The 13,007-nt window shown below is 41.2% G+C and carries 11 protein-coding genes; 2 read left to right on the top strand and 9 right to left on the bottom strand.

The genetic code is table 11. The features are described 5' to 3' along the window. The first annotated feature begins 168 nt into the window (after nt 1-168). A complete protein-coding gene (locus ACT6NV_RS03075; protein WP_445385802.1) occupies nt 169-1,959 on the top strand; it encodes a hypothetical protein in 1,791 nt (596 codons plus the stop codon). Between the two features lie 118 nt (nt 1,960-2,077). Here the strand turns inward: ACT6NV_RS03075 and ACT6NV_RS03070 are convergent, their stop codons facing one another. The 8 genes from ACT6NV_RS03070 to ACT6NV_RS03035 all read right to left on the bottom strand — a co-directional run bounded on the left by ACT6NV_RS03070 (nt 2,078) and on the right by ACT6NV_RS03035 (nt 10,603). Further along, entirely contained in the window at nt 2,078-4,138 is a 2,061-nt protein-coding gene (locus ACT6NV_RS03070) for a hypothetical protein (protein ID WP_445385801.1), read from the bottom strand. 124 nt (nt 4,139-4,262) lie between these two features. Further along, nucleotides 4,263-5,108 carry an alpha/beta hydrolase gene (locus ACT6NV_RS03065; RefSeq protein ID WP_445385800.1) on the bottom strand — a complete coding sequence of 282 codons (846 nt, stop codon included), beginning with the start codon at nt 5,106-5,108 and terminating at the stop codon, nt 4,263-4,265. Between the two features lie 122 nt (nt 5,109-5,230). After that, nucleotides 5,231-5,905: a hypothetical protein gene (locus ACT6NV_RS03060; RefSeq protein WP_445385799.1), complete on the bottom strand. Its 675-nt coding sequence runs from the start codon at nt 5,903-5,905 to the stop codon at nt 5,231-5,233. A gap of 26 nt (nt 5,906-5,931) precedes the next feature. Next, nucleotides 5,932-6,777 (bottom strand): hypothetical protein, encoded by an 846-nt coding sequence (locus ACT6NV_RS03055; RefSeq protein WP_445385798.1) that lies wholly within the window; start codon nt 6,775-6,777, stop codon nt 5,932-5,934. Nucleotides 6,778-7,022: 245 nt separating this feature from the next. Further along, complete coding sequence (locus tag ACT6NV_RS03050) at nt 7,023-7,757, bottom strand: DUF6090 family protein (RefSeq protein ID WP_445385797.1); 735 nt, start codon at nt 7,755-7,757, stop codon at nt 7,023-7,025. A gap of 114 nt (nt 7,758-7,871) precedes the next feature. Continuing rightward, complete coding sequence (locus ACT6NV_RS03045; protein WP_445385796.1) at nt 7,872-8,813, bottom strand: alpha/beta hydrolase fold domain-containing protein; 942 nt, start codon at nt 8,811-8,813, stop codon at nt 7,872-7,874. Between the two features lie 200 nt (nt 8,814-9,013). Next, entirely contained in the window at nt 9,014-9,781 is a 768-nt protein-coding gene (locus ACT6NV_RS03040; protein ID WP_445385795.1) for a DUF6090 family protein, read from the bottom strand. 33 nt (nt 9,782-9,814) lie between these two features. Next, nucleotides 9,815-10,603, bottom strand: a complete 789-nt coding sequence (locus tag ACT6NV_RS03035) for a DUF6090 family protein (protein WP_445385794.1) — start codon at nt 10,601-10,603, stop codon at nt 9,815-9,817. 118 nt (nt 10,604-10,721) lie between these two features. On the opposite strand from ACT6NV_RS03035, the gene ACT6NV_RS03030 reads away from it, so the two are divergent. Then, nucleotides 10,722-11,204, top strand: a complete 483-nt coding sequence (locus tag ACT6NV_RS03030) for a hypothetical protein (RefSeq protein ID WP_445385793.1) — start codon at nt 10,722-10,724, stop codon at nt 11,202-11,204. Here the strand turns inward: ACT6NV_RS03030 and ggt are convergent. Next, nucleotides 11,201-12,910, bottom strand: coding sequence for a gamma-glutamyltransferase (gene ggt, locus ACT6NV_RS03025; protein ID WP_445385792.1), 1,710 nt, complete (start codon nt 12,908-12,910; stop codon nt 11,201-11,203). The two genes, ACT6NV_RS03030 and ggt, sit on opposite strands and share 4 nt — an antisense overlap. Between the last annotated feature and the right edge of the window lie 97 nt (nt 12,911-13,007).

Below are 13,007 nucleotides of genomic sequence, written 5' to 3'. Positions count from 1 at the left end.
TGCAAATAACTCAATTAGCCTTTTGCGCACGATGCTGGTTGCAGGGTGTCAAACTTCAATAGTGATGTCGATTCAATTTTCCAGTTCAGGGGAGGTGTATAATGAAATAAAAATGTGTTTTCTCTGTATTTTAGTTGAATACTAACAGTACACTTTATCTGGTTTACTATGCGTCCCATCTCCTTTTGCAGACATTTCTTCTACACCTTAATTGCCCTACTGGCCCTGCCTATTGCTGCCGGCTGTTCCAATCCAGGCAAAGGCTCTGATGCCCCCGACACATCACAATATACCACCATATTTGGTGATAACGTATTTGTATTTGAAGATACCATGGACCTGGATGGTATCAGGACAACCCTTGACGCCTTACACAAGCAGCAGATGTATAACGAATTTGGCTCAGAGCGATACGCCCTGCTGTTTAAGCCCGGAACCTACGAGATAGATGTGACCGTCGATTATTATATGCAGGCATTGGGCTTAGGGATGTACCCGGATGAGGTAACCATCAATGGGGCAGTGCAATCCACTACCACAACCAACAGTAATAATATTCCGAACAAGGTTACAACCATGTTTTGGCGTGGGGCTGAGAACTTTAAAGTTGTGCCCAGGGATGGCAACATGATTTACTGGGCAGTATCGCAAGCCGCCCCCTACAGGCGCATGCATGTAGCCGGAGATATTAATTTTGACAAAGGCAGTTGGGCAAGTGGGGGAGTCCTTGCTAACTCCCTTGTAGAAGGCAGGGCAGGTTTAACTTCCGGACAACAGTGGATGACACGAAATTCAACAATCGGGTTTTGGGAAGGTGGAAACTGGAACAGGGTATTTGTTGGCGTGGAAGGCGCTCCGGATGACACCTGGCCTGACAAACCTACAACCGTAATTGATAAAACCCCTATAATTCGCGAAAAACCCTTCCTGATGTATACTGAATCCGGAGAATACGCTGTTTTTGTTCCGGCACTGCAACGGGAAACTTCCGGCCCTTCCTGGAGAAATCGGGATGAGCAAGGTGAACTCATACCGATCACTTCGTTCCATATCGCCTTTCCGGAAAAGGACAACGCAACTTCCATTAATCAGGCCCTGGCCAATGGCAGGCATATTCTCTTTACACCGGGGATCTACAAGCTAGATAAAACCCTAACCATAACAAAGCCCAATACCGTTGTCCTCGGGCTGGGTTTGCCAACGCTCATCCCTCAAAACGGGGAGATTGCCCTTGTTACCGATGATATCCCCGGAATAAAACTGGCCGGTTTTATGGTAGATGCGGGAGCAGGGCTTTCGCCAACCCTTATTGAGATCGGGACTGCAGGTTCCGATGCGGATTATCCCGATAACCCCATTTCGCTTCACGATATCTATTGCAGGGTAGGGGGGGCAGGAGTCGGGCAGGCGGAAACTACCCTGACTATCAACAGCAATTATGTGATTGGCGATCATTTTTGGTTATGGCGGGCCGACCATGGTATAGGAACGGACTGGGGGGAAGGACAAAATAAACACGGACTCGTTGTCAACGGGGATCATGTGACGATTTACGGTCTGTTTAACGAGCACTTTCAGGGGTACCAAACGTTTTGGAAAGGGGAATACGGCAGCACGTATTTTTATCAATCAGAAATCCCCTATCACCCGCCCAGTAATGAGGCATGGAATGATAGCGGAAAAGCAGGCTATGCTTCGTATAAGGTAGCGGATAGTGTGCAACATCACCAGGCGTATGGATTGGGCATCTACAGTTTTTTTAGTGGGGAACAAACGGTCTCAAATAACGTAAGGCTGGAAAACGCCATGGAAACCCCGGACAACTCAGGCATTGAAATCACCCATATTTCAACATTCGCCGGCCTGAACGGAGGCATCAACCATTCCATTAACGGCATGGGCCCTGCTACGGAGCCCGGCGAACTAAAGCTTTATGACGGCTTTAAGGGGAAGCAATAAAATAAGTATGCCGGTCAGTTTCTCCCTAAAAAAAGCTGGGAGCGAATCTTCGATGTGGACAGCTGTGTTCTTTGGATTAATTCAATCCCTTATTGAGAAAAGAAATCATGTTCTTAAGTCAGTTCTGTAGGACCTTAATGGGGAAGTAATGCTCTTTCATAATATCCATATAACGCGTGTCGTTTCGGTAAGGATCAATAGCAGGACTGCCATTTATAACCATTAAACTGTAATTCCTGAAATCCAGATTTGCATAATTAGAGATCCTATTCAAATAATGAAACAAGGAATCGGTCTCTTTCAAATGGGCAAAACAGATTACCTTGGTATAATCTAAAGGATTGTATTCAGGCCTCATAAAGACTTCATAGGTCGTTTTTGAATCGCCCTTTTTTGAATAAAGCCATGCCTTATTGGAATAATAACCTATCAGATTAAGGGGTTTTAATTGCTCCAGATAGTGTTCGGCCTTTTCGTAATTATCCTGGAATGCATAATAATCATGGAACACAATTATTTTTTGAAACGGATTTAGCAAATCCATAAGAGCAGTGTCATTTAAAATTTTACTCGCTTCTTTGAACTGCTTATTGATATAAAAGTTATTCAGTTTATCCAGAATATATCTCGGATCTTTTGGATCGATTTCAAATATTCGTTTTGCATATTCCACGCTCTTTTCTCGATCCAGCAAAATCCAGGTGTATAATTTGTTTAATGAATGAAGTAAAGTGAGATTATCAGGATCGTCTTCCAAAGCACGCTCATATGTATAAATAAGTTCTGTTAGATCCTTTTTGATTGCACTGTTTATATAAGCTTCAGTCTGAAAAATTCCATCCGGATTTAATATATATCTGATTTTTTCCAGGTAGGTTCTGGCTTCCTCAAATTTATCATTAACCAAAAGCGCTTGCAACCTTGTCTGATTCACAGGTCTGGAAAGCGGATCCAGCTTTTGGGCTGTCGTTATGTGCTTCAATAATTTTTGTGCGTCCGGTTGCGGATTGTCGCGCCAGTAAATGGCAAAATGGTGATATGCCGTAGCATCATTCGGGTTGAGTTCAATGGCCTTTTCAAAGTTTATCCTTGCCTTTTTCCATTCCCCATCCCATGAGTGCAGCATGGCCCTGACGGTATAGGGTCTGGAAATATCGGGATTGATCTCCAGGGCTTTATCTATATATTCATTGGCCTTTTGAGCGGATTCTTCTTTGCTAAGATCTCCATAGGTATAAAGGAGCATATAGGAATTGGCTATTTCGGCATAGCCTTCCGCAAACAAGGGATCCAGCTTTATCGCTTCTTTGAATAACTCGATACTATTTTCAAGATTGTCCTGCGCCCTGTTGTCTGCAATGTTCCGGCCTTTGGAAAACAGTTCCACTGCCATAACATTTGTAGTGGTTTCTGATTTTAAGGCTTTTTCTTCTTCAGGGCTTATAAATATTTTAAGTTGTTTTACGATTTTTTGAGAGACCTCCTGCTGAATCTTAAAAGCATCAATCAAATTTTCATTGTAGTTGTCAGCCCAAAGATGTTCGTCGTTGGCTTGTATAAGCTGGGCTGTTATAAGGACCTGGTTGGCCTGCTTGCGAACACTGCCCTCAACGATATATGCAACATCGAGCTCTTTGGCTATTTCAGGAATGGATTTATCAGTGTTCTTGAACTGCATCACCGAGGTTCGTGAAATTACGCGTAAACCTTTAACTTTAGATAGGTGCGTTAATATGTCTTCAGTAACACCAACACTAAACCATTCATTTTCCTGATCATCACTCATATTGGTAAAAGGAAGTACTGCTATAGATAATTTATCAGCCGATACGGAAGTGACTGCACCGGGTTTAATCCAAATTAAGGCGATGGCTCCCGCCAGGGCAATCATGATAACCGTATTTAACACCCTGTTGCTTTTAGACCTCCTGGTATCGCTTGCCAATTTCTCAGTTTTTTTGATACCGGAAGACGTAAACTGGTAATGCCATGAAAAGATAACCCAAAGAGGTAATCCCAGGCCCAACGTAATGGTGATGATTTGTAAAACCCAGGCGGGTGCATTCCAAATGGGTAATACGGTTGAAAATACTTGCAGAACAAGCCAGGCAACGACCAAATAAGCAATTGTCTCTTTTAGTACATTCCTGCGCTTAAGTTCTTTGATTAACTTATTCATATGCAGCGCGACTTCCTTAAAGGTAGAACATATTATTAATAGTGCAGATAGATTTGGGAAAGACCAGATTGCAGGTTGTTATAATTAATCAATTATTTTTCTAAGGTGCTATGTGGCTTATTATCTATTCTTCTTTCATTACAAAGTCGTGTATCAACTTAACTATCCTGTCATCCTCATCAAGAATTTTAGAAAGTAATGTCAGGTGGTCCCTGTTTGGTACTTCTTTGGTGTAGACACGAAGGTTGCCAATGTCTGTCATGGCCTTGGCAAATCGTTCGTTTTGTTCCTTCCTCCAGGCCTCGTCTCCATCAGCATAAATAAGTAAAATATTATTTCGATCAGGTAAGATATGGGGGGTTACAGAGGCCTGTACCCAATTTTCCGGTTCATTGCCCCAAATAGTTTTGTAGACTGAATCCCTTTCGATCCGAACTTTTGCTGTTTCTTCCACATAAAGAAAAGGACTGATCAATATGGTACCCCTTATCGTTGATGGCTCAATTTCATGGGCTTGTAATACGGAAAAATCAATGGAAAGGAGTGCGGCAAGGTAAGCCCCGGCGGAATGACCCGCAACATATACGTTTTGAGGATCACCTCCATATTTCTCTATGTTATTGATAACCCACGCTGTTGCAGCTGCTGCATCCTGTAAATGGGCCGGATGTTGAAAACCTGGAGACAAACGATAGTTGACACTAACCAGGCCAATTCCAGACTTGGCCACTTTATGGCCTATATCCTTCCCCCAGCTTTTATTTCCCATTAACAGGGCCCCCCCATGGAAATAGACAATAACAGGAACATCTTTTTTGCCTTCAGGCATGTATATATCTAAATAATCCTTGCTGTCGGTATATTCAGACTCAGGAAAGTAATCAATGTCTTCATTTACAATTACCTGGGCATGAACAAAGACCGTACTCAGAATGAGGAATAGTGAACTGGTGAAAATTTTAAAATTCATATTTATAATTTTACATCTCGGTCTTTTGTATGATTAGTGCGGAATGATCTGTAGAAGATCAATTATAATAGGCATGAAAAACGTTCCCTCTTAACCGACTATGTGATTGATTTTGCACGATGTCAGTTACAATTTTTTAGCTTCACAATAGCCTCATCATATCTTTCTAGCAGTTGATTTCTCAGTCCGCGTGAAATAGATGCAGTATTGTAAAACTGGATATATTTTTCGTCCGAATAATATTCCAGAAGTTTATATTCTTCTGCTTCGAACAAGTCCTGGAGCTCGTATATTTTAATGATGGCAGACAGGCACTCATATTCCAGATAATTGGCTATTTCAGCGGTTTTAGCAGCTTCCCATGCAACATTTGGCAAGGTGGATATGCTGAATTGAAGATTGCTGTAATTGACGAAATATTTTACAGTCTGCTCTTCTAAGTTTAAAGAATCAACAACTTCGATAGCATTTATTTCATCCCTTATGGAACCAAACGTATTGGGTGTGGCTATGATCTCACCTTTGAGGAATTTGTCATACTTTCGAATCTGATCAATAACAAAAATTACGGTATCATTTTTTTGGTCCTCTAAAACAGATTGTTTATTTCTCTCCAATTCCGTAATAATGTTGGAATAGGCCACATCCACCTTGGTTTTGATTACATTTGATTCATATAATCCATCCAGATAAAAGGCCAGGAGTACTCCCAGAGTCGTTGCAAATAAATTTATAAAGGTGCTGTTCTTTATTAGCCTGAGGCTTAATTCTCTCAAATGATTTAATTTCTTTTTCATTTATTAATTAAGAATTTAACCACTATTCAGTCAGAAAAAAGATTAAAAAATTGTTCTGAATCCCGGATGTCCTGTAACCCCAAAATCCAACAAACCTCTGAAGTGTCAGAGAAATCCAAGCCGCCTGCTGAAATTGCTTCATTGTGATATCTACCCTCTTTCCCGTTATATTGGTTGGATAGCTCAATAGCCAATTTCCATATCGCAATCAATTCGGGATTTGAGATTTTGTCTTTCCAACCGGTAAATTCAGCAGATCGAAACCCTGGTGTTCCATTCCCAACGGCGTTCCCATCTGCTATTTTGTGATAATCAATGGTTGTTTTCACATAATCCAGGGCAGCAGGAGCGGTAACTTCCTCATTCCAGTCACTGTGTTGTACCAGGTGAATCCTTTTTGAGACATTCACATCTGGTAAATCAGCTGTTATGGCCTGAATCAATGCGGCAGAAAAATCGGATTGACCTGCTTCTGCAATCCAAATATCACCCTGATTTTTGAGCACAGCAGAGGCCATGGTTTTGACATGGTCTACGGCTTTTTGAAAATCTTTATGGGCATCTGACCAGTTGTCTCCGAAGGCAAGATTAAAGAGATCATTTGGTGGAACATATAGCCCATCCTGAATACCGTAAGCGCCGGCAACCGCATGATAGTTTATTTCTGAATACCTGTTATGAGACAATACTGTAGCGAATGCAGCCACAGACTGAAGATCATCCACATCCGTTTTACAGTCATAGTGTGCCAATAACAGGTCTTTGTCTGAATCGAAACCACCTGGTTTTGGACTTAGGCTATTCTGTGCCTGATTATGGGAAGAAATAAAAATAGAGGTGATTGCAAGGAGGATAACTGTTTTTAGTTTCATCAGATTATGGTATCAAATGTTCTTACGGTATTTATAAAATCATTTCGAATTAGCGCTCTGCACCTAAATCACGGCGACGGGGATCCCTTAAACACAAATTGAGAAACTTAAGTTACTTATTTCGGTTAAAATCTACGAACTAGACCTGGTTTCGCTGCCTTTAATTACACCAATAACTACCGGGATACGCTAATTGATAACGCCTTATTGTTTTAACTCATTATTGAATGCTTCAATGCCATCAATCAGTTTTTTTTCAATTCATCATTGATCATTTGATGGACTCTCTGTGTTTCTTTAAGACATTGATTTAGCGTCAGCATAATCCAGCCCCTTAATCCTTTAAGCTCAACCAAATGACTCTCAAATTGCTTGTTTTCCAATAAATTGTCTAAATCAATGGGTATGAACCATCGGCCACCTTCAGGTTTTGATCGGACAAGAAAATGTTGATGACGGAATTTAATTATTTCAGGATCTAAATCATCTGCACGATTGTATTTGGCTTTTAAATCTAGGTAAGATCCTTCGAAAAGATTGATGATTTCGTTTTTGAGGCCGTTATTCTGGATGATATTGAAGCCTAAATTCTTCAGGGACTCGTACCCTACGTAAGATATAAATGATTCCTGGTCAGCCGGATTCAGTGCCAGAGGAAAGTGGCTGTTTAACGAATCAGAATATATAATTTTTTTATTGAGCAATGAGACTACAATGTCAGCTGAATGGTTGTCGGTGTTGCATCGCTCTATCATTGACTGCAATCTTAAAATATTTGCATCCAGATTTTCGCTTACCTCATTCAGTACCATCATCTCTGTTTCCCGCTCATTTTGATACTCATTCCAATTATTGATCTGTAGTGCTATTAAAATCCCAAAAACCACAAGCACAATTTCACCAATAGCATATTTGAAATATTTTCCGTTTTTCCCTTCTGAAAGTAGGTTTTGTCTGATTTTTCGAAAGAATTTTATCATTGCTTAAGGGCTGATTATAACGAAGGCAAATAGACAACTAGAATAAGTATGCGCTGCGGTACCCGGAATACGGAAGCCCCTGCTTTGCTATAAATTTTATATTGGCTATCTGGTCTATTCATTCTCTTTTTTGTTTTGTGTTGCCACCCCCAACTCCGAGTTTGATTCAATAAAATGGACAATTATTTGCCTGTATATGCTTTGTTCACTAAAAGATAGGTTTTTCCAGAGCGCTGCATGGGATAAGTCGTAAGCATATACCACCTGCATTTTCCTGAATGCCGTTTCCCGAACTTTTTCTTCAAAGAGTTTGGAGTAGTTATATACCTCATTGTCACTAATCAGCAAGAGTGGTGCTGATAAGTTGGAAAGATAGGTTACGGGTGATGCCTGCCTGAACTTTTCTGCTCCTTCGCCAAAAACGGCTTCCACATGCAGTTTGGCCAGTTCAGGCCTTTCACTGTTTGCAAGAGTACTGTGGTAGTCCATTATATCAAACCCCCCTGAGACGGGAATGATCCCTCTGAATATTTCAGGAGAAATTCCAACCTGGTTTAAATAGGTACTATCCATACTGATGAGTGCGGATAAATGTGCACCTGAAGAAAACCCCCCAATAAAAAATTTATCACTGTCATATCCGTATTCATTGGCATGTTCATAAAGCCATTTTACTGCAGACGCCACATCCTGTATGTGTTTGGGGTGCCTGATCCCTTTATTCAAGCTAGAATCTCGCCATACAGCTGGGCTTAACCTATGCCCGACACTTGCCACAGCTATTCCCCGGGCAGCAATCTTTCTGGCCAGGTCCATTTCCTTGTCCTTGTCCACATAAGACCAGGCCCCTCCTCCGATCCAAATCAGAAGCGGAATCTCACCATTCTTTTTGGGTAGAACCAGGTTCAGCCGCTGCAGCGAATCCCCGGGAATTGGATCAATCACATACGGAATGTCATTAAGTTCAGTTGCTTTATAACTATTATGGGTCTGGCTACATGAAAAATTCAGGCCAAGGCAAAACATTGCCATCAGGGTAATCGCTACTTTTTTCATGTCGGTATTATATTTTACAGCACCCAATGGGCCGGGGTATGCCACCTTATGTATGAACAGTTGTTCTGCCTGAAAAGGGCCTACAACATAACAACTGCTTATGTGATACTTAAGCGGCGGTTAAGCATTGATTAATTAAATGTAGGGATTTTCTTTTCGGGATAGAAAAGCTATGGGGCATAGCCGAGGGTGTACTATCGTTATTTATTGACACTATTTTTTCTTAATTCCTCTTCAATTTCAGCTATCAACTCATTGCTTTTTATTAGTATTTCTGTGATATAACGTCGCTTAAGCCCATTAACAGCGTCAATCACATGACTATATAATCTGGATAGGGCCAAATATGCAGGGGAATTATGATTTCTGATCCAACTCGTATCAAGACTGCTTATATCGAATGATGGATTTTGATAATGCCTTAGAATAAAAACGAAGGGGTCTAAATGAGAGGTTTTGTAATGTTCCCGCGAGTCTTCGTTAATCTCCCTTAGGAATTGTTGATACTTTTCTACTAAAGCATAATAATCACTTAAATGATTTAGTAAATCTCTGTTCTTAATAATGTAAATACCAGTTGTATTCTGCATTTCATCAAAGGTCTTTCTGTTTACTGCTATATTATTCCAACCGAATTTAATCAGCGAATCGATTGTAATTATATCCCTTACTGATTTCGCCTTTAGCAATAGTTCCAATCCTTCATCCTGGCTGGATTGATAAACGGCTAAAACGGAATCTGCTAAGGTTAAATCCTGTATATCCAGTTGGATATCATCTTTCAGTTTTTGAAGAAAAGATAATTCCCTGTTGTGTTCTTTTCTCTGTTCATTGAAATCGTCAAGCTGAATGGCTATAAGAATGCCTATGACTACAAGAATAATTTCGCCTATGGCATAGAAGAGGTACCTGCTGAAATTGTTTTCAGAAAGTAATTTTTGTCTAATCTTTCGAAAGAATTTAATCATAGATGTATCCCGGAAAGCGGGAAATATTTTTGGTTATTCTTTAATTTCGGATTCTATTAAATCCAATATTTCCTGTATTCTGTTGCTTAAAGCCTCTGATTGCATGTTTGCAGCTTTATTTAAAGTAATGGCGCTTCCCAAAATACCTTCCAGCTTTCGGCTGGTTACTATTTCATTTACGGGAGCCCCTAATTTTGAGGTTCCAATTTCTACTTTAAAGGACTCCTCATTTCGATCCAATAGCCAGAGATGTTCAGAATCGTTCATAAAACTATTAGAGACATCCCTTCCCAGGCCTAAATCCGATAGAATTTGATCAAAGTGACCGTTTACATACTCGCTCCACGTTACCTCAATTTCCCGGACCCCAACTACATCCGAAGACCAATTGGATAACAGGCGTTTTAATTTGGGGTTGCGAACTAGTATTAAATTGTCGGAACTCGTTAAGTCGTTTTCTATGGGGTCGAATGTAGGATCATGGAAGGCATTGCCAAGATTTTTGATCAGGCTGTCACGATTAGCGCCAACAGGCTGGTCAAATGCCTTTAATGCCTTGAGTGCTGAAGAAATGATCCTTTTTCGGGTGGTCATTTTTTCTTCCAACTGTGCAAGATTCGCCTGATAATCTTCCTGTAGTTGGCGGAGGACTACCTGTTCCTTTATTCGGTCCTTTCTTTGTTCGTTCCAGTCATTAACCTGCAGGGCCAGGAGGATGCCTATCATCACAAGCACAACTTCTCCAATGGCATATTTGAGGTATTTCCCCGTTTTATTTTTCTCCATGAGGTCGAATCGGATTTTACGAAAGAATTTAAGCATTAGCTCATTTTTGTCAATAAGGTACTGATATATTTTAAATGGCTTATCTTACCTAGTTATATCAGTGTTCATCCACTTAGTTAGGGTGGTATGGAGTCAAATCAATTGTACGGCTATAATGCAGAAACTTAAAGAAATAGGGCTTTGGGCAGCAATAATTCTGCTCGTGGCGGGGTTGGTGGTGATGAGACTGGGGTTTGGAATAATCAATGAGGAAACAACGGATCCTTCAGGCATTGAGTTATTCTTTAATTTTCTCGGGGGAGGATTTATTGTATTGCTCGGGGGAGCGGTTTCAGCAGTTATGCTTACGATACTGGTCGTTATGGGATTCGTTGAAATTGGGAAGCGATCTGGAACAAAAGGTGTTCTTATTGGAGTTGGAGTCCTTGTCTCAGTCTGTGTTTTGATTTTATGGTTGATCTATCAGTGGGGCTCCAACCTGGTAGAACCTCATATGCCAAGCGAAATTGAGAATAACCCCCCTGAACAAGTTTCGGATATGTTTCCACAGGAAAAGGTTGAGGTTGCGGTTATCAACGGAATGGTCTATGCTAAACCTGCATTTTATTACGGAGCATACAAAATTAGAAATAGTTAATAACCAATTGCAGCCCCATCAGGTCTGGACGAATCGGATGCGCCAATCAGAATATTGTTCTTCGGGTCAATTACGATCCCCATTAAGGCACCTAAAGACGATACAGGGATCAACTGATGGCCCATGAGTTCAAGATTCCGCTTTGTGTCGGGAGATAGCAGGTGTTCCTCGTATTCAATAATATCGGGTAACCACTCATGATGTATCTTCATTGACTCAATAGCCCTGTCAATTCGCATATCATATTCTAAAACATTCAGAACCGTTTGAAAAACAGTGTTAATAATGGTTTTTCCACCCGGACTTCCTATAATTAAGTGTGGTTTACCGTCTTTAGCTACTATTGTAGGGGTCATACTCGACAACATTCTTTTTTCCGGTTCAATGATATTCGGTTTTGTTCCTATCAGTCCGGAACTTGTGGTTTCATTGGGTATTGGGTTGAAATCCCCCATTTCATTGTTGAATATAAAGCCAAGTTTGGGAGACCCCATTCCGGAGCCATAGGGATGCTCCAAAGTGTAGGTCAAAGAAACAGCGTTGCCGGTTTTATCAATAACAGAAAAGTGGGTGGTGCTGCTGCCGTCATATATTTGTCCGAATTTTGTCGTGTCACTTGGCGATGCTTTTGACCAATCAATATTTTCAAAACGCATTTTGGCAAATTCTTTGGAAGTCAATTTCTGTACCGGGGTATTCAAGTTAAAGTCAGGATCTCCTAAATGTTCTGCTCTGTCGGCAAAGGCTCTTCGCATCACCTCCGCCAGTAAATGGACATATTCGGTAGAATTAAATTCGATTGCATCCAGGTCTGCCAATTCCATAAGATTCATCATTTCAACAAGCGCTACCCCCCCGGAACTGGGAGGTGCCATGGAGTAGATGTCATAGCCTTTATAGGTCCCTTTTATGGGTTTTCTCTCCACAGCTGTGTACTTCTGAAGGTCTTTTTTAGTGATAATACCTCCATTTTCCTTCATATATCGGGCAATCTCCTTTGCAACGCTCCCTTTATAGAAACCGTCATGGCCCTTATCTCGTATTATTGATAACGTATTGGCCAGTTCGGGTTGTTTCCAGATTTCCCCGAATGTTGTTAGGCTCCCATTATCCTTCCTGAAATAGTCTTTCAGGAATTGAATTTTGGTGTTGGCATCAAAATAATTGGCATTACGGGCAAGGCTCCAGGTGAGTTCGAAACCATTTGTTGCCAGGTCAATTGCGGGTTGAACCAAATCCGCCCAGGGCAGATGCCCGTATTTTTTATGAGCCATATAAAGGCCTGCGACCGTCCCCGGTACACCTACTGACTTCAGACCGACGTGATTACTGGTTGATTCCCTTCCGTAAAGGTTTATGCCTTTGGGAAGGTTTCCGGCTTCATCCAGAAACATATCCGAAGTTGCTTTTATAGGTGCTTTTTCCCTAAAGTCAATCGTGGTGGTAGTTCCGGACGAATCCATATAGACCAAAAACCCCCCGCCTCCTATATTTCCGGCGGTTGGGTGCGTGACAGCCAATGCAAATGCAGTTGCCACAGAGGCGTCAATTGCATTCCCACCTTTTTTCAGGATTTCGATTCCTACTTCCGATGCGATTTTGCTACTGGATACAACCATGCCATTTCTTGCATAGGTCTGCGCAGCCATTGTGTGGCACCCCACAGAAATAAAAAACCCGAGAAAAACTATTTTTATTTTTTTCATAATAATCAATTTCTATTGATCCAGACTATGGAAGGTCGTTTGGGTGGTCGTTATGCCCTAAAAACGGCTCAAGGCAACACAATCTGCCAGGTGTTGC

This window comes from Robiginitalea insularis (assembly GCF_052497835.1).
This window is presented reverse-complemented; position numbering and strand designations above follow the sequence as displayed.